This window comes from Pseudomonas vanderleydeniana, from assembly GCF_014268755.2.
Taxonomy (GTDB): Bacteria; Pseudomonadota; Gammaproteobacteria; order Pseudomonadales; family Pseudomonadaceae; genus Aquipseudomonas; species Aquipseudomonas vanderleydeniana.
The window spans coordinates 4249486-4268125 of sequence record NZ_CP077093.1; the positions used below are offsets into that span (position 1 = coordinate 4249486).

Here is an 18640-nt window from a genome sequence, read left to right on the forward strand (position 1 = left end):
CCTACCTGCACGAGGCCTCACCATGCCCAAGTACTTCGATCCGCATATCCATATGGTCAGCCGCACCACCGACGACTACCAGAACATGGCTGCCGCCGGCATCACCGGCGTCATCGAGCCAGCCTTCTGGCAAGGCCAGGCCAGGACCAGCGTCGGCAGCTTCGTCGACTACTTCGATACCCTGCTGGGCTGGGAGCGCTTTCGCGCCAGCATGTTCGGCATCCATCACTTCTGCACGATGGGCCTCAACCCCAAGGAGGCCAATGACCTGTCGATTGCCAACGAAGTCCTGGAGGTCCTGCCGCGCTACCTGGTCAAGGATGGCGTGGTCGCCGTCGGCGAGATCGGCTACGACGACATCACCCCCGAAGAGGACCGTTTTTTTGCCGCACAACTGGAACTGGCCCGGCAATTCAACCTGCCGGCGCTGGTACACACCCCCCACCGCGACAAGATCGGCGGCACCAAGCGCACCCTGGCGGTGATCCGGGAAGTGGGTATCCCCGAGAACCTGGTGATCATCGACCACCTCAATGAGCTGACCCTGCCGCTGGTGCTCGACAGCGACTGCTGGCGTGGTCACTCCATCTACCCCAACACCAAGATGTCGGAACAACGCATGGTGGCGCTGCTCAAGGAGTACGGCACCGAGAAGATGGTGGTCAACAGCGCCGCCGACTGGGGCATCAGCGATCCCCTCAAGGTGCCCAAGACCGGCCAGGCGATGCTGGCCGCCGGTTTCAGTGAAGCCCAGGTCGAGCAGGTGCTGTTTCACAACCCGATCGATTTTTTTGCCCAGAGCGGTCAGTTGGACAAGGCGCTGGTCAGCGTCCCCCTGCCGATCGATCAACGTCGGCAATGGCAGGAGAACTCCGCGCTGCGTGGTCAGGAACCGGTGGTCAAATGAGTAGCGGCAGCGGCTGGAACGCCGCGCAGCTCGGCTATTGCGGCAACGTCCATCCGGCGGCCGACCTGGCCGCCCTGCGGGCCTCGATCGGGCAGTTGTTCCAGGGCGTACGTCGCCGCCGCGGCCTGCCCGAGCAGGACAGCGGCCTGTGGATCAGCGCCCGTGCCGCCGAGGAGTTGCAGTCGCCCCTGGCCCGTGCGGCGTTCCTGGCGTTGCTGCGCGACAGCGGGTTGCGCCTGACGTCGCTCAACGGTTTCCCCTACGGGCAGTTTCATCAGCGTGCGGTCAAGGCCGAGGCCTACCAGCCCGACTGGGCCGATCCGCGGCGACTGGAATACAGCCTGCAACTGGCACGCCTGCTGGCCGCCGGGTTGCCCGAGGACTGCCGGCACGGGGTGATTTCCACGGTGCCCCTGGGTTATGCCGCGACCTGGAACCGGGACAAGCAACAATTGGCCGAACAGCAGTTGCGTCAGCTCACCGCCGAGCTGGCCGCCCTGCAACGCGAGACCGGCAAGCAGATCGTGTTCTGCCTGGAGATGGAGCCCGACTGCGTGCTGGAGACGACCGACCAGGCCATCGGCTTCTTCCGTCGTTGGCAGGCCACGGCACCTCATCACCAGTACCTGGCGCTGTGCTTTGACGTCTGCCACCAGGCGGTGGTGTTCGAGCACTGCTACCAATCACTGGAGCGGTTGTACCTGGCCAAGGTACCGGTGGGCAAGATCCAGCTGTCCAATGCCCTGGTCTGCAGCCTGCCCGCATGCGATGAACAACGGCGTGCCCAGGTGCTGCAAGCACTGGGGGACTTTGTCGAAACCACCTACCTGCACCAGGTCAAGGCGCAATCTCCGCAAACGCAACTGCTGGCCTGGCCGGATCTCCCGGCCGCGCTCGAGGGCCCGCCCCAGGAGCTGGCGCAGTACCACGAGCTGAGGATTCACTTCCACGTCCCGCTGTTCAGCGAGGAGTTTCTGTTACCGGAACTGCGCGGCAGCCAGCACGCCCTGCACCAGACCTTCGACTTCCTGGCCGACCACCCCGGGTTCCGGCCGGTGCTGGAAGTGGAAACCTACAGTTGGAACGTCCTGCCGCTACCGCTGCGGCCCCAGACCGAGCAGGCACTGTTGCAAGGCATCGCCGCGGAACTGCAGTGGGTCGAGACGCAATTGCAGGACCGGCAATTGCTGCAGTTGCAGGTAGACCGGCCGGAGGCTTGCGCCCATGTCAGCTGATCGTCAACGCCAGCCGCTGCTGCTGATCAACGTGGTGGGGCTGACTCCGGCCCTGCTCGGTGCCTCGACCCCGCGCATCAACGAGTTGCTCAAGGGCGCGCGAATGGCTCACTTGCAGCCGGTCTTTCCCGCCGTCACCTCGACGGTACAGGCCTCGATTCTCACCGGGGCACCTCCCTCGGCCCATGGCATCGTCGGCAATGGCTGGTACTTTCACGATCAGGCCGAAGTGCGCTTCTGGCTGCAGCCCAACGCACTGATCCAGGGCGAAAAGGTCTGGCAGGCGCTACAGCGGCAGTTGCCCGACTTTCGCTGCAGCCAGCTGTTCTGGTGGTTCAACATGTATGCCGACGTGGCGGCCTCGATCACCCCGCGCCCGCACTACCCGGCCGACGGACGCAAGCAGTTCGGCCTGTACTCGTCGCCCTCGACCCTGCATGAAATCATCGAGCGGCAGATCGGCGAATTTCCCTTTCATGGGTTCTGGGGGCCGGCCGCCGGCATTGCCTCCAGCCGCTGGATCGTCGATTGCGCAATGGCCGAATTCCGGCTCAACAAGCCCGACCTGCAACTGGTCTACCTGCCCCACCTGGACTATGGCCTGCAACGCCTGGGGCCCGACCACCCGGGCATCGCCGAGGATGTCAGGGCCATCGACAACGAGGTCGGACGCCTGCTGGACTTCGCCCGGCAAGAGGGCGCGGCGGTGATGCTGCTTTCCGAATACGGGATCGAAAGCGTATCGCAGTCGATCTCCCTGAACCGCCTGCTGCGCTCGGAGGGACTGTTGCAGGTGCGCCACTCGTTGTCATGGGAACTGCTTGACCCTGGCGCCAGTGCCGCCTTCGCCGTGGCCGACCACCAGGTGGCCCATGTCTACATCCGTCAGGCCCAGGACATACCGCGGATCAAGGCCTTGCTGCAGCGCCAGTACGGCGTCGAGCAGGTGCTGGACAAGCAGGAGCAGCGCGCCTGGCAACTGGACCACCCGCGCAGCGGCGAACTGGTGGCCGTGGCCGCACCCGGTTTCTGGTTCGATTACTACTACTGGTTCGACGACCGCAAGGCGCCGGATTTCGCCCGTACCGTGGACATCCACCGCAAGCCCGGCTACGACCCCCTGGAGTTGTTCGTCGACCCGGCGATCCGCTTCCCCAAACTGAAAATAGCGCGCCGCCTGCTGCAGAAGAAGCTCGGCTTTCGCTACTACATGGACCTGATCCCGCTGGACACCCGGATGATTCGTGGCAGCCATGGCCGGCTCCCCGAAGACACCGCCAACGGGCCCCTGCTGATTACCGATTGCGACCTGCCGCTGCCGGAACACCTACCGGTGACGGCGGTGAAGCAACTGCTCCTGCAACATTTCCTGGGGCAGCCCAACCGTGATAAGGCCTATGCCAAGGAGTTTCCATGCGGCGAGCCATTTCGATAACAGTCCTCAGCACCCTGGCAGGTTTCGCCCAGGCAGAGGGCGCCAGCAGCTTCGATTGCGACAATTTCCTGAAATTTGGAGGCGACGTCACCAAGACTCGAGCCCTGTTCGACCAGGGGCCCGAGACCTTGACCTGGAACTGGTTCACCTGCCTGAACCAGCCGGCTGCCAGCAACAATCCGAACCGGGTCTGGGAGACCTTGAAGCCCTCCGACCAGGTCTACCTGAGCAATGGTTCCGCCCCGGGGCCCTACGGTGCCAGGGTCCAGCTTCCACGCGAAGTGGCGGAGAAAGCCAACGCCCTGGGCATGAACCCTGCCCGGGTCATGCACAACATCAACGCCGTGCAGCAGGTCGACGGCATGATCCTGGAAATGGGCGGCGACGTACCGGAGGCCGTCAAGGGCAAGCCGGTGCGCTTTCAATTGTTGATGTCCAAGGACACCTACGACTACATCGTGCAGAAGGGGGTCTACAACGTGAACGGTCAGGAGGCCCTCACCAGCGACCTGGACTTTCCGCCCACGGCGTGGGAGTTGAAGGCTTCATGGCTGTGGATCGGTGCCGACACCACCTTCCAGAACAGGCTCCAGGCGGACGGCTACTACATCGCCCAGGCCTACTACCAGGAGAACGGCCAGTACGTGGTCGGTTATGCCGCGCTCAGCGGCCTGCACGTGGTCAACAAGCTCAAGCCGGATTGGGTCTGGACCACCTTCGAAAACGTCAACAACAGCAAGTACACGGTCACCAACGCGATACCGCCCACGCCAATGACCAACAGCACCGGGCCGACGACGGCCGCCGCGGCGGCCAACACGAGTTTTCAGCCGGCCAATCCGATGCTGTCGAAGTACGAGCTGATCGGCACCCAGTACGAGCCGATCCCGACCAAGGCGCTGATCACGCCGAAGCTGCTGGCCAACTCACAACTGGAATCGGCGTTCCAGAGCCAGTCGTCCTGCCTGGCCTGCCATGACACGGCGGCGTACTCGAAAACCAAGGGGTACTTCAATTTCGCCCTCAGGGAACAGGGCGGCATTGTCTATCCAACCGCCAAGCTACCGCCCCAGGATTTCGCCGACTACAAGAAGCTGGATTACGTCTGGTCGCTCAAACGCGCCCACTGGCAAAGATAAGGAGCCTGACATGAGCGTATTGAATTTCCCCCGCATCTACTTCAATGGCCACATGTTCTGGAACCCGCCGACGGCCAACAACAACGACGTATTACCGGTCTATGAAGCGGTCAAGATGGAAATGAACTGGCCCTTCCTGGCCTCGTACGACATCACCCCGCAGAACGCCGACAAGGCCTTGATGCCGTGGATGATCAAGCCCCTGGACATGAGCACCCTGCCCGACTATGTCCTGCAGGTGCCCACCAATGCCCCGAAACCGGACGGCAAGGTCCACAGGATGATTCCTGCCGAATGGGACCTGTTCGGTGACAACGGCTGCGGCACGGTCAACTACAGAGACACCACCTCGCTCATTACCGGCGGGGAGCTGCCTGGCGGCCGTTACGTCGACAGCGATGCCCTGATCAGCAAACCCTACCAGTTGCTGGGCAATCCGCTGGGCAGCAACAGCCTGCCCCCTGCCCGCTTCGTCGATATCAGCCCCTGGCAGAACACCTTCACGGCCCTGTACTTCGACAAGCTGGTACTGGGTGACGACCAATGCGGCCTGGTCCTGGACCGTCAGCATCGGATGATGGATCGCTTCCTCAACTTCAACTGGGGGGCACTGGGCGGGCTGATGACCGTTACCACCACCTGGCAGACCTGCTTTCCCAAGGAGAACCTGCATTGGACGATCGGTGGTTCGCAACTGCTGAACAATCTTTACGAGCAGATGCAGCGGCAGCAGGCCAAGGGCTTGATGTTCCGTTTCTCCACCTACCTGACCTGCTACGACAAGAACGGCATTTTCAACAACTATCCGCCCATCGACACCCACAGCAGCGACCTGGCCGCCCAGGAAAAGGTTCGCGCGATGTATGAGAAGGGCTTGAACAATGTCGCCGATATTTTCTTCAACCCGGCCTATAGCCGAACCAACGGTGTCCTGGGGCTGTGGTTCGATGATGAGTTCCCCACCGCGCCAGCGGGAAGGCGCCTGACACCTGCCGCACCGATCAACGTCTACCAGAAGACCCCCGGCGACAGTCCTCTTCCACCGGGAGCCACCCTCCACCTGGGAGTCACTTCAACGCACCTGCAGACGGACAGCGATGTCATTTCGCTGGACCTGTTGAACACCTTCCCCTTCTATCAGGTCAACCCCAAGGCGGCCATCCCGGTGCCGGAAAAGTACCACGCAGGTGATTTCACCCTGGGCGTCAACAACCTGGGACAATTCACCGCCGTGGCGAACTTCGGCTTTGACCAGTATCAACAGGCCGCCTTCGACCAGCGCTCTGGCATTCTCGATCTGCATTTCGATCCGTCGCTGCGCCAGAAGCTGCAAACCGGCACCCTGGAGTTACGCCAGAAAGGAACAACCACGGCCACCGCCACTCAGCAGAAGTGGACAGCCGAGGTCGTGCAAAGCGGCAGCTTCATCGATGTCGGCGACAGCCGCGAGCTGCAGATCATGGTGCAGTGCGACGGCAAGCCAGCCCCGACGGGCACGACACTCTGGGTGGCGGAGTACAACAATCCCTACATGCTCACCACCAGCGATTACTACCTGGCCTTCAGCAACAACGCCAACTTCACCCTGTTTTGCAATGACCCGTCGAATCCCAGCAACAACAAGTCCAACCTGCCACAGTTCGTCGACGCCGCCGTTGTGCAGAACACCGTGGACATCGGCAGTGGTCGACGGTTGAGGGCCGTCAGCGTCGAAGCCGACACCACAGCCCTGGAGCCGATGACCTATCAGGCCTACCTGCCCACCCCCGCCTCGGTCTCCCTGGCCCCCTGCCTGGCCCTGGAAAACGCCACGCCCATGGAGGGCGTGCTGCACGACCCCCTGAAAAACACCGTGCAGTACAGCATCGCCGCCATCAAGACCAACGCCCAGGGAGTCGCTAGCCTGAAAATCAAGGCCATCGCCCCGGGCTTTCCGACCCTGCGTTTCTTCCTACAGGACGGGACTCCGTCTCCAGTCGTCCCCTTCAGCTTCGACTACACCTCGGCCTACACCGACTTCCTCGCGCCGCTGCGGGTCCTGCCCCTGGAACCACAACTGCAACAGGACTTCGTCGACGCCTGGAACAAGGTCTACCAAAACGCCGACGCCGGGCAGGAGATCTGGGCCAGCTTCATCTACCCGCGCATCCTGGAACCGTTCTATTACCTCTACCCGATCATGAGCAAGTACATGCCGCTCAACTCCCTGTCGCGGGTCGAGGGGGCCATCGACCAGTTGATCGTACTGGTCAGCAAGCAGTACCAGGAGGAAAGCACCCTGGCCATGCCGATCACCCGCGATCTGCCGCAAAGCCGCCGGGCGGTGCTGGAGCTCTGGGCGCAATCACTGGTCAAGCGCAACTATCCACCCATCCAACTGAGCATGAGCGACTTCAATAACCGCTGACCGATCGAGGTTGCACGCCGCATCACCGGGTGGCGAACCCGCCACCCGGCACTTCAAGGGAGTGTCGTATGAAAACCAGCATAGTGAACCGGCTGTTGCTCCTGATCCTGCTGCTCAGTCCCGCCTTTTTCGCCCAGGCCGACAGCGGTGACGTCTACTTCACCATGGGGGTGCACAACACCGAAGGCTGCAATGAAAAGAACGGCAACTGCATCGCCAAGCGCGCGCCAGGCGATCCCTCCGATCCGTTTTTCCCGGCGTACTGGATCAGCGACTGGACCATGTACCGGGTGATGCGCAACTACGAAAAAAATCCACCGCCCTACAGCAACCCACCCAGCACCCTCAGCCCGGCGGACTACACCGTCTCCCAGGGCACCAGCTACTACGACACCACCTATATCCCCGCCGATGGCGACGGCTTCGGCGCCATGATGGAGCACTACGAGAAGTACTGCCTGCCGATCTTCCCGATCAGGAACAACAACTACACCTGCTCCTTCGTGTCCCTGGGCAACAAGGCGTACTTCCTCACCTACCCGCAAGACCGCCCCAAGGACATGCCGGCCTGCTGCTCGTTCTCGCCGATGAACCACCCACCACGGCAAGACTTCATCCAGCACCTGCCCTACAGCCCTGCACGCAGCCAGAACCTGGGCGGCAGTGTGCAGGCCTACGCGTTGGACCTCGCTTCGCCACAGGGTCCGATCCTGTTCGGCTACGCCTTTTACAAGCAAGCGACGGGGCAGCCGCCCGTGCGGCTTCCCCAGTCATTCTATTTCTCCGGTGACACCAGCGTCGCCAATGCCCCCATCGTCAGCCAGAACTATACCCATTTCCGCGTCGCCAAACCGGACCCGGCCCAGACCTGGGCGCAGGTGGCCGCGATGTGTCCGGCCAATCCGCCACCCTGCCAACTGTTCGAGCCACCGGCGTCCCTGAGCAACGGAAAAAAAGCCCAGTGGAACCTGCTGCGCCAACCCTGACCCACGACGAAGGATCGCCATGAACACATCACGCTGTCTCACCCTGCTGTTGCTTGGGCTGGCCAGCCTGCCAGCCCTGGCCCGCGAACAGGCCATGCTGTCGACGCAGGCCAGCAACCTCAATTGCCAACCACCCAGCACCGCGCCGAACGCCACGGCCAGCCAGGAGCTGTTCGATCAATACAGCTGGCAGCTGTTCATCGCCATGAACTGGCCCGCCCAGGCGGGACAGCGCGGTACGCCCGACTGCGCCCGGCAACCCGGGGACCCTGGCTACACCGTCTGGCAGACCTACAAGACCGTGGAGGAAACCTTTCTGCCACAGGGCGTTAATCCAGGGCCGTGGAACACCCCGCTGGTCAGCAAGAGCCTGGGCATCATCAATATCGCCGCGCTGAAAAACAGCAGTGCGGTCCAGGCGGTCGACCAGGCCGTCGGCGGCTGGCTGATCGACCAGGCCGGCAATCCGACCTACTACGATATTTCAGTCAACGAGCCTTCCTACAACTACATCGTCGCCAACCACCTCTATAACGCCGATATCGTTTCCAAGGCCAACCACATCAACTTCCCCAATGGGGTCATCGAGATCAAGTCGAGCTGGCGCATCCTGCCTCCCGGCGTCAACGCCAGTCGCTACCTGACCCGGCTCGCGCAAGTGGCCACGTTCAACGACCAGGGCCAGCGCACCGGTGCCACCGAGGCCTACCTGGGGCTGGTGGGCCTGCACATCATCACCAAGGTGAACGGCTATCCACAATGGATCTGGTCGACCTTCGAACAGATCGACAACGTTCCGCCCAAGGTGCAGGTGAACGGCCAGTGGGTCGACCAGCCGGCACCCGGCATGGCCTATTCCTACTTCAACCCCAATGCACCGGCCGCCACGCTCAACCAGTCGCCCTGCGACTGGCAAACCCAGGGCACCCAGATGGTCTGCGTGCCCAAACCCGGCACCACTTTCCAGACCCCCAACCCGCTGAACCGGTTCACTGCAATCGCCGAAGTGACCAACGGCGTGAACAGCCAATACCGCAGCAACCCGGACCTGCAAAGAAGCGTGTTGAAGTACTACCAGCTGATTACCACCCAGCGTCCGTTGATGCCGAACAACCCCAGCAACCCGCTGGGCCAGCCAACACCCGCGCTCTCGGCCAACGTGACGATGGAGAGCTATATCCAGCCCAACAGCAGTTGCATGAACTGCCACTCCATGGCGACGCCGGTCAAGAGCATCTACAAGTCCGACTTCTCCTACGTTTTCAAATTCGCCCAGGCACCGGCCGGCAAAACCACCCCGGATCAAACCCACAAGGACGAGGAATAGATCATGAGCATTCTGAACGGGCCACGCCTGAATTTCTGGGGCGGCATCCGCACGGATGTCAGCGTGCCGAACAACTCCCCCACCATCCCCTACAACGGCAATCCCGACTGGCCGATCTTCGACCTGACCACCTCGACCCTGGCACCGGGTGCGCAGTCCTACAGCGACGATCAGTTGAACGACATACTCAACGCCCCCAACGGCAACTACTACACCGCCGGCGGCTGGAATCACTATGGGCAGCACGTGGTCGACATGCAGAACGCCCTGATCAGTTCCCAAGGGGCTGCCGGCCATGTCAGCACCACCGGCGACCTGGTGGGACAGCCGGTCTACCTGCTGGGATCGGTGGACCCGCTGAGCGGACAAGGCCCCGTTTCCGGGCCGATGATGGTGGACCTGGACCCCACCGCTTCGACGACCACCCAGATCTTCGTCGGCGGCCTGCAAATCGGCGGCAACGACAATGTCCAGTTGCTGATCCACAACAATACCGTGTGCAGCAGTTTCGACGTTACCGGGCGAGTCCTGGAGCCCAGGAAGATGGACGCCCCCGGTTCCTTCCATGCCAGCGGTACCTTTCAGTTGACCTTTCCCCTGAGCAGCATCGTCAGTTGGAACCAGAACAGCGTTGGCCTGCGCTCGATCATCCAGGCACCGGGAGCGACCGGGATCGTCCTGCGTTTCGTCATGTTCGAAATGTGCCCGACCATGACCACCGAGCAACTGGATGCCGACTACGCCGCCGGCAGATACACCCCCAACCCGAGCATTGGCCGGGTGATCGGCACACTGGCCCCGGCTTTCGCCAACGAACCGCTGATCTGCCCGCCGGGTCGGCAGCTGGTCAACCAGGGTACGGGGAATGCCGGTTACGCCGACCTGGGCAACAGCGGGACCCTGAGCATCGACATGGTCAACGTGATCCCGAAGCAAACCTTCAGGGCGGTGCGCGACGATATCACCAGCCCTATCGGCCCCAACGCCAACTACGGCCCCGTCACCATCAGCGCGGGCAACACGGCCCTGACCACCCTCGACCCGACCAGCAGCCCCCTGGTCGACTACTACGTATATGGCGGTATCGTCGATCTGCCCCTGAGTACCAGCCAACAGCAGGCGGTGCGGACCACGGCATTGGCCATCAATGCCCCTGGCAAGGTTGCCGGGACCACGCTCCAGGCCATCGAGTCGACCTATCGGGTCTATGCCGACCAGCGTAACGTCTACCTGGAAGACTATCCCAATGGCCTGTCGATCACCTTGCAGGTCCGGTACCTGGGTGGCCCGGTGCCCAGCGCTACCGAAATCGACCTGCAGGCAGCGGCGCCCGCCCTGTACGATGAGCCGCAATACTGGGACTTCATCGACTTCCCCGCCTCACTGACCCTCAACCCCGGCCAGCTCTCCATCAGTGTCCCCGTCAGCGTCAAACCGGGCACTGCCGCGCAGGCGGGTTTCGTCGCGCTGACCTGTACCGCCAAGGGCCTTGCGAGCAGCGGTTACTTCACCAACTTCCGCAAATACGCCCAGACCGACTTCGGCATCCCCAAGGGTACCGTCATCACCTGGCCGCTGATGTACCCCAACGTCCTGCGTTTTCACTACCTGGCCTTCCCCGCCATGTCGCGCTATGTCCCGCTGAACCAGCCCGACGCGGTCATGGCGGCGAAAAACCCGATCCTCGCCCGGACCTCGGATGCCTACAAGGGCACCACCCTGTTCATGCCCGTGGTGCGGTCGATGTCACCCTGCCAACGGGCACTGCTGCGGGCCTATCTCACCGGTGAGCCGTGGCAACCGCCACAGTGATCCAGCCGCCCTTTTCCATGGAGAGAACGCCTATGCCCATTCATGTTCCCACGCACCCCGGCGAAAACCTGCGCCGGGGAACCATCATCGCCGAAGGGCTGCTGAACCCTCGTGGCCTGTGCCTGCTCGACAACGGCAGCCTGCTGCTGGTCGAGGCCGGTTCCGGCCTGCCGGACCAACCCTTCAGCGGCCGTATCAGTCGACTGCTGCCCGACCCACGCCACCCCGGCGGCTACCTGCCGCGCGAAACCCTGGCCGAAGGCTATCGCTCGATGAACATGCAGGCACGCATGCTGCGCGACGAGATCATGGGCCTGTCCGATGTCGCTCGGGGTGGCGATCGCTGCCTGGTCAGCCTGACCGACTACGTCGAGGGCTCCAAGCTGTTCGACCTGCAATACAACCCACCGGAACCGGTGTTCCATGCCCGTGGCAACCTCAACGCCCTGTGTTATCACCCGACTCGGCGCAGTTGGCTGGCGGTCAAGCCGGATACCAACCAACTGGTCGAATTCACCCCGGAACACGGCGAACAGGTGCTGGTCGACCTGCCCGACCTCGACCAGGGCCAGGATGCCGTACCGGTGACGCTGGTCCATGAACCGGCCTGCGACGCCGTGCTGATCAGCCTGTTCTCCGGTGAACTGCACAGCTCGCCGCAGAATCGCGGCATCGACTTTGCCGACAAGGCCGGCCAGGTCATTCGGGTCTGGCTGGACAATGGCCAGGTCGAGCCCGTCATCACCGGGCTGCAACTGCCCACCGGCCTGGCACTGACGCCAGCTGGCGACCTGTTGGTGCTCGAGCTTTGCGAACGCCTGCTGGAGCCGCTGTACCCGGACTGGACGGATGAGACCCGCCATGGTGGTTTCCAGCGCTTCAGCGGTCGCTTGCTCAGTTGCAACCTGCAGGCCGCGACGGTCACCGTACTCGCCCGCCAGCTCGATACCCCCTCCAACCTGTGCGTAGTGCCGGGGGCGGTGATCGTCAGCGAGGGCATGGGACTGTCCGGTCGTTCGCTGCCGACCCCGGACCACGGTACTGTCCCCTTGACCGGCCGACTGCGGCGCCTGCCGCTCGATGAGTCATGACGCCCCCTGCAGGCGGGGCCGAACACCGATCCGCCGCCTCCAGGTTGGGGCCGACAACACGGCCCCAACCTAATTTTTCAATCGCCCCCATTGGTTTTTCGATTTGCCCCCGCCTGGCACGCAATGGCCTAATTGGAGCTTTGTCATGGAAGGCTCCCACATGGAAAACGTTAGAGCTTCAAGCGCTCATGCCGTCTGGCTGATGATCAGCGTGATACTGGTCGCGCTCAACCTGCGACCCTCGATGGCCGCTGTCGGGCCGCTGCTTTCGGCGATTCGCGGCGATATCCCACTCAGCTTCAGTGCTGCCGCCCTGCTGACCATGCTGCCGGTCATGGCCATGGGCCTGGCGATGTTTCTCGGCATGCGCCTGGCGCTGCGCTTCGGTGAACACCGCACCATCGTCGTGTCGCTGCTGGTGATCGGCCTGGCGACCGCTTCGCGCCTGTACCTGAACAGCACCGCCGAACTGATCCTCAGTGCGGTCCTGGCCGGCCTCGGGATCGCCCTGATTCAGGCGGTGATGCCGGCGCTGATCAAGTCACGCTTCAGCCACAACGTGTCGCTGTTCATGGGCGTGTATGTCACCTCGATCATGGGGGGCGCCGCAGTCGCCGCGTCGTTCTCACCCTTCGTGCTGGCCCAGACCGGCAGTTGGCGGATCAGCCTGGCGATCTGGGCCGCGCTGGCCCTGGTCGGGCTGATCTTCTGGTACGCCCAGCGCTCGGCGGTACCGGTGCTACCGCCCGCACCGGGCAACACCCGGCGCGAATCGTTCGTCAGCAACTCGCGGGCCTGGCTGCTGGCGATTTTCTTCGGCCTCGGCACCGCCTCCTACACCTGCGTACTGGCCTGGCTGGCCCCCTACTACGTGGAAAAAGGCTGGAGTGAACAGAGCGCCGGCCTGCTGCTGGGCCTGTTGACCGCCATGGAAGTGGTATCCGGCCTGGTCACGCCGGCGCTGGCCAACCGCAGCCAGGATCGACGGCTGGTGCTGGCCGTGCTGCTGGGCCTGATCATTGCCGGCTTCTGCGGCCTGATTCTCAGCCCGCAACACTTCACCCTGCTCTGGCCATGCCTGCTGGGCCTGGGTATCGGCGGCCTGTTCCCGATGAGCCTGATCGTCTCCCTCGATCACCTGGAAGACCCTCGTCGCGCCGGTGGCCTGACCGCCTTCGTGCAAGGCATCGGCTACCTGATCGCGGGGCTGTCACCCCTGATCGCCGGGGTGATCCGCGACCAGCTGGGCAGTTTCGAGTGGGCCTGGTGGTCGCTGACCGCCGTGATGGCGGTGATGATCCTGATGGTGCTGCGGTTCAACCCCAAGCATTACGCCCAGCACATCCAGTAACCATCGGCGGCCCTTTCCAGCTCTCCCGCCAGGCCGCCCGGCCTGGCTCGAAAGGGCCGCCTCCTCTTCCGAACCCCCAATGCCCTGCCCCATGCGTGTACGCACACCGTCTGGTGCGGGTACCCGCCTGCCTGGGCCACACACTCCCCGTACTGGAGACGCTCATGAAACACGTCAGTTTCGCTGCCGCTCATGCCGGCATGCTGGTCTGGGCGCTGCTGATCGCCGCGTCGTTCTTCGCTGCCGCCAAGGTCGGCCAATCGATTGATCCGATCCTGCTGACCGGGCTGCGCCTGCTGTTCTCAGCCCTGGTGTTCCTGCCGCTGCTGCTTCTGAACAACAACTCCCCGCTGACGGCCAGGGGCCTGCTGGCCCATGCGGTGCTCGGCCTGCTGCTGGCGACGTATTTCGGTTCATTGTTCGAGGCCCTGCGCTATACCTCCGCGGTCAATACCGCCACGCTGTACACGCTGGTACCGCTGATGACCCTGGGTTTCGAGGCCCTGCTGCAACCCAGCGCCAGCCTCAAGACCCGCGTACTGCCGATGACACTCGCCGCCGTCGGTGCCGTACTGCTGATTCTCAAGGGGAGCGCCCCGGACGAGTTGCCCGCGCAATATCCGGTGGTGGTGTTCGGTATCGGCTGCCTGGCAATGGCGCTCTATTCGCCGGTGAGCCAACGCTTCAAGGTCAAGGTGCTCAAGGGACGCGACCCGGTGGCGATGACCTTCTGGAACATGCTGTTCGGCGCGGTGTTCCTGCTGGCGTTCTGTCTGTTCAGTGGCGGCTGGCGCAGTGGCGCGCTGCTGACGGGACGGGATCTGTTCTGGCTGGCCTACCTGGCGCTGTTTGGCACCCTGGCGACCTTCTGGCTGCTGCACCGGGCCATCGGGGTGATCGAGTCCTCGACGGTGGTGTCCTACGTGTACCTGAATACGTTGTTCGTGACCGTGTACCACTGGCTCTGGCTCAGCCAGCAACCGACGCTGTTGGAAGCCGTCGGTGCCGTGATGGTGGCGATCGGTATCGCCACCCTGGTAATGGGTAGCCGTAACGCCAGGCCTGCTATGGCCTGAGCCTCAGCGACCCGCCGGGCCTCGGGGATTCACCGGGGTCCAGCGTTCCAACTGGCGTTCGAGGAATGCCGCAACGGCGAGCAGACGTTCCTCCTGCCAGTGTGGCCCGACCAGCTGGATACCGATCGGCAAACCGCTGTCCGGGTCATGGCCGGCACGGATGACCACCGCCGGCGAACCCGACAGGCTGAACGGGAACACATAGGCATAACGGTCGCGGTCGGCCAGCGATTCGCCATGGGCGAAGGCCACGTCCGGGTACACCGGGCAGATGAACAGGTCATGCTCACTGAAGAACTTCGCCAACTGATAGCGGAAGGTATCGATGGCAATCCAGTCGCGCTTGAGCTCATCCACGCTCAGCTCCACCTGTTCGCTGCGTCGAACCAGCTCGGCGGTGGCCGGCGTGGAGTTCTGCTTGCCCATCGCCTGGAACAGGCGCTGCCAGCTACGCCCGGCATCCGCCCCGGTGATGAATACCCGCCAGAGGATATCGCAAGCCTCATCGAGCATCGGTGGAACCGCCGGGCTCACGTCCGCCACCACCCCCTGCAGGCACGCCTCGACACGCTGCAGCACGTTTTTCACCGCACGGCTGGCCTGCGTCCGGCTGGACGCCCAGGACAGCGCCACCCGCAGCTCGTTCAAGGGCTTGCCTTCGGCGAACGGCACATCGACCGTATCCGGGTCCTGGCCGTCGGCCCCGCTGATCAACGGCCCGAGCAATGCCAGGTCGTCGACGTAGCGGCCCATCACGCCAAACGCCGAAGTCAGGTGGAACAGCCCGGAACGGTCGTTGGGAAACTGCCCGGTCAACGGCACCCGGCCCTGGGTCAGCTTGAGCCCGCAGATGCCGTTGAAGTGCGCCGGAATACGCACGCTGCCGCAGGCGTCCGAGGCCAGCCCGGCCGGTGAACAACCCGCGGCAATCGCAGCCGCCTCACCGCCGCTGCTGCCACCGGCCGAACGTCCGGCGTCGTAGGGATTGAGGGTGCGACCATAAAGCAGGTTCTCGGTCTCGAACGCCATGCACAGCTCGGGGACGTTGGTGATGCCGAGAATGATCGCGCCGGCCTCACGTAGCCGCGCGACCACCGTGGCGTCCCGCTCACTCGGCTCCCCCAGCAATTCCTCCAGGCCACGCGACATGCGAAAACCCCGCACATGGCAGACGTCCTTGATCGTCAGCGGCACGCCATGGAGCGGGCCCAGGAAAACGCCACGAGCCGCCAGTTCATCGGCTTCCCGCGCCTGGCGCCGCAATTCATCGATGGATTCGAGCTGAATCACGGCGTTGATCGCCTTGTTGCGCTCGGCCATGCGTTGCAGGTAGAACTCAAGCAGCTCGGTGCTGCTCAGCGCGCCACGGCGCAGCAGGCCCGCCATCTCGCGCAGGGTCAAGGTATCGGGGTTGAACATGCTCAAGCCTCTGCCTTGCTGCGCAGCAGCTTGTTGGGGATCTGGTACATGTTGCGCACCACCAGGGAGAAGGCCTTGACCCCCAGTTTGGGGCGCCGGGCGATGGCCTCCAGGGCCTCCTCGGTCATGGTCAGCACGTGACGCAGCGCCTCGGGCGTGATGTTCAGCGGCGGATAGAAACGCAGCACCGGACGCCGGGCCTTTTCATTCATCGAATGCCCGGCGTGAATACCGCGCTTGCCCAGTTCCATGCTCATCAGGGCCTCGTACACCGAGCCACGCAGGCGCAAGCCGGTCATCAGGCCGACGCCCGGCACGTCCTCGACGATGTCCGGATAACGTTCGGCCAGCCGTTGCAGGCCATGGCGCAACAGACCGCCGTTGACCCGCGAGCGCTCGACCAGGTCATGCTCCTCGATGTAGTCGATGGCCGCCAGCGCCGACGCGCAGGCCACGGGGTGGCCGCCTTGGGTGCGCTGGTCGGGCTCGATTTCGAGCAGTGGGAACTGCTGGCTCAGCCGCTGGCTGTACAGGGCGCAGGCAAACGAGGTGTAGCCGCCGGTCAGGCCCTTGGACAGGATCATGATGTCCGGTACCACCTCGTCGTACTGCACGGCAAACCATTTGCCGCAGCGACCGAAACCGGTCTGGATTTCGTCGGCCACCAGCAGGGTATCGGTGGCATCGCACAAGGCGCGAATGTTGGCCATGTAGCCCACCGGCGGTACCTGCAGGTGGGCCCCACCGAGAATCGGTTCGACATACACGGCGCACACCCCCTCGCCCACGGCCTTCTGCAGGGCGGCGAAGTCGCCATAGGGCACATAGGTCACCTGGTCGGCGTGAGTGCCATAGCTGCGATGGTGCTGTTGCTGGCCCAGGATGCTCATTGCCGCCAGCGTCTTGCCATGATAGGAATCGCCCATCACCACGATGCCGCGTCGGTTGCGTTGCACCTTGAGCACATAACGCAGGCTCTGCTCGATGGCCTCGGCGCCCGACACCATGTACTGCACATCACCCCACTCACCCGGCACCAGATCGCGCAGACGCTCGGACAACGCATGCTGCAGAGGGTGAACGCGCCCTTCCGGGACCCAGGCCAGGCGGTTGAGCTGGTTCTGTACCTGCTCGCGCACCAGCGGGTTGCGATGGCCAACGATGAACACGCCATAGCTGCAGGCGCAGTCGATGAAGCGCTTGCCCGCGTGGTCGGTGACATAGATGCCATCGGTGTGCTGCTCGACGCTGGTCTTGCCCAGACGATAGAGCTTGGCGGCCGAAGCACTCCAATGGCGCTGGCAATCGTCCAGCAGTTGCTCATGCGACAGAGTTGAGGACATGGCTGAGAGTCTCCTTGATGGTCTGGGCGGCACGCTGGATGGGTTCGGGACGGGCGGTGACCGGGCAACGCAGGATCAGCTCACGGCCGCGTGGCGCGGTGACGTAGACACCGCGTTCGTAGAGGATCTGGCACAACTCGGCCGGGCTCAGGTCGCCCGGCAGCGGCAGGCCGACCCAGCCGCCATGTGCCACGGCCCCCAGCGGGGCCAGCACCTGGGCCAACGACCGACCGTTGTCCAGGCACTGCCTGGCGCACTCATGCTGACGCACGTAGTCAAGCGCGGTCAGCGCCGCCACGCAGGCCATCGGATTGCCGGCCGTGGTACTGCCGTGTTTCGCCGGGCTGCTGCGACCGTAGACCTGGTAGGCCATCTCTTCGCTGCAGGTGTAGGTGCCAATGGGAATGGCCCCGCCACCCAGTGCCCCGCCCAGCACCACGATATCCGGGGTGTTCTGGTAGTGCTGAAAGCCGAACAGCTTGCCCAGGCTGCCCAGGCAGGTCTGCACGTCAACAGCGATGACCGGGGCCGATACCTTGCTGGCACGGGCCTGCAACTGATCGAGCAGCGCCTGTTCGATCAGGCGCAGGCGACCACTGTCATCGATCACCGTGCTGGTGTGGCAGACCGCGAAGCAGTCGGCCCAGTCCACCTGGTCCAGGTCGGCGACCTGACGGATCGCCACCTTCTTGAACCCCAGGAAGCTCTGGATCTCCTGGTAATCGGACGAGGCGCCGAGGCAACGTCCGTAACTCAACGAACCATAATCGCCCCCCTGGACGAAGACGATGGTGTTGCCCTTGGGCTTGAGGCCCTTGCACAACTTCAACGCGCCTTCGAACGCCTCATCCCCGGAACTGCACACGTAGGAGCTGACCAGCGGCGCAGGCAGCAGTCCGGCCAGGGTTCGGCACAGCCCGATCAGCGGCTCGGACATCAGCACGCGGTTGGACAGGCCCATGATGCCCGCCTGGCGGCTGACCGCCTCGATCACCTGGGGCACCTGGAAACCGAAACCGCCGCTCAGGTCGACGATCCTGCGGCCGGCGCCATCGGTGTAGGTCTCGTATTGGCCGGTGATGATCTGTTTGTCATTGTTTTTCATGGAGGGC

The 18640-nt window shown here is 63.6% G+C and carries 14 protein-coding genes; 11 read left to right on the forward strand and 3 right to left on the reverse strand.

What is annotated here, in order from left to right; all coding sequences use genetic code 11:
* Positions 1-22 precede the first annotated feature (22 nt).
* From HU752_RS18885 to HU752_RS18935, 11 genes are all read left to right on the forward strand, one after another.
* On the forward strand, positions 23-907 hold the full coding sequence (locus HU752_RS18885; protein ID WP_186679503.1) for a TatD family hydrolase: 885 nt from the start codon (positions 23-25) through the stop codon (positions 905-907).
* On the forward strand, positions 904-2142 hold the full coding sequence (gene eboE, locus HU752_RS18890) for a metabolite traffic protein EboE (RefSeq protein ID WP_186679492.1): 1239 nt from the start codon (positions 904-906) through the stop codon (positions 2140-2142). Before HU752_RS18885 ends, eboE begins: the two co-directional genes overlap by 4 nt.
* Positions 2132-3577: an alkaline phosphatase family protein gene (locus HU752_RS18895; RefSeq protein ID WP_186679478.1), complete on the forward strand. Its 1446-nt coding sequence runs from the start codon at positions 2132-2134 to the stop codon at positions 3575-3577. The genes eboE and HU752_RS18895 overlap by 11 nt, the downstream gene beginning before the upstream one ends.
* Positions 3556-4716, forward strand: a complete 1161-nt coding sequence (locus HU752_RS18900; RefSeq protein WP_186679475.1) for a hypothetical protein — start codon at positions 3556-3558, stop codon at positions 4714-4716. The genes HU752_RS18895 and HU752_RS18900 overlap by 22 nt, the downstream gene beginning before the upstream one ends.
* 10 nt (positions 4717-4726) lie before the next feature.
* Positions 4727-7123 carry a hypothetical protein gene (locus HU752_RS18905; RefSeq protein WP_186679473.1) on the forward strand — a complete coding sequence of 799 codons (2397 nt, stop codon included), beginning with the start codon at positions 4727-4729 and terminating at the stop codon, positions 7121-7123.
* Positions 7124-7191: 68 nt separating this feature from the next.
* On the forward strand, positions 7192-8109 hold the full coding sequence (locus tag HU752_RS18910; protein ID WP_186679470.1) for a hypothetical protein: 918 nt from the start codon (positions 7192-7194) through the stop codon (positions 8107-8109).
* 19 nt (positions 8110-8128) lie between these two features.
* Positions 8129-9436, forward strand: a complete 1308-nt coding sequence (locus HU752_RS18915; protein WP_186679467.1) for a hypothetical protein — start codon at positions 8129-8131, stop codon at positions 9434-9436.
* A gap of 3 nt (positions 9437-9439) precedes the next feature.
* A complete protein-coding gene (locus HU752_RS18920; RefSeq protein ID WP_186679465.1) occupies positions 9440-11248 on the forward strand; it encodes a hypothetical protein in 1809 nt (602 codons plus the stop codon).
* A 32-nt stretch (positions 11249-11280) separates the two neighbouring features.
* Positions 11281-12339, forward strand: coding sequence for a hypothetical protein (locus HU752_RS18925; RefSeq protein WP_186679464.1), 1059 nt, complete (start codon positions 11281-11283; stop codon positions 12337-12339).
* A 160-nt stretch (positions 12340-12499) separates the two neighbouring features.
* Positions 12500-13690, forward strand: coding sequence for a cyanate transporter (locus tag HU752_RS18930; RefSeq protein ID WP_186679463.1), 1191 nt, complete (start codon positions 12500-12502; stop codon positions 13688-13690).
* A 164-nt stretch (positions 13691-13854) separates the two neighbouring features.
* On the forward strand, positions 13855-14766 hold the full coding sequence (locus HU752_RS18935) for a DMT family transporter (protein ID WP_186679455.1): 912 nt from the start codon (positions 13855-13857) through the stop codon (positions 14764-14766).
* Positions 14767-14769: 3 nt separating this feature from the next.
* Here HU752_RS18935 and HU752_RS18940 read toward each other — a convergent pair whose 3' ends face one another.
* From HU752_RS18940 to HU752_RS18950, 3 genes are read right to left on the reverse strand one after another with little or no spacing between them, the layout of a single operon-like run.
* Positions 14770-16185: an amidase gene (locus HU752_RS18940; protein WP_186679453.1), complete on the reverse strand. Its 1416-nt coding sequence runs from the start codon at positions 16183-16185 to the stop codon at positions 14770-14772.
* 2 nt (positions 16186-16187) lie between these two features.
* Positions 16188-17528, reverse strand: coding sequence for an aspartate aminotransferase family protein (locus HU752_RS18945; protein ID WP_186679451.1), 1341 nt, complete (start codon positions 17526-17528; stop codon positions 16188-16190).
* Positions 17506-18633, reverse strand: a complete 1128-nt coding sequence (locus HU752_RS18950) for an aminotransferase class III-fold pyridoxal phosphate-dependent enzyme (RefSeq protein WP_186679449.1) — start codon at positions 18631-18633, stop codon at positions 17506-17508. The genes HU752_RS18945 and HU752_RS18950 overlap by 23 nt, the downstream gene beginning before the upstream one ends.
* Positions 18634-18640 lie beyond the last annotated feature (7 nt).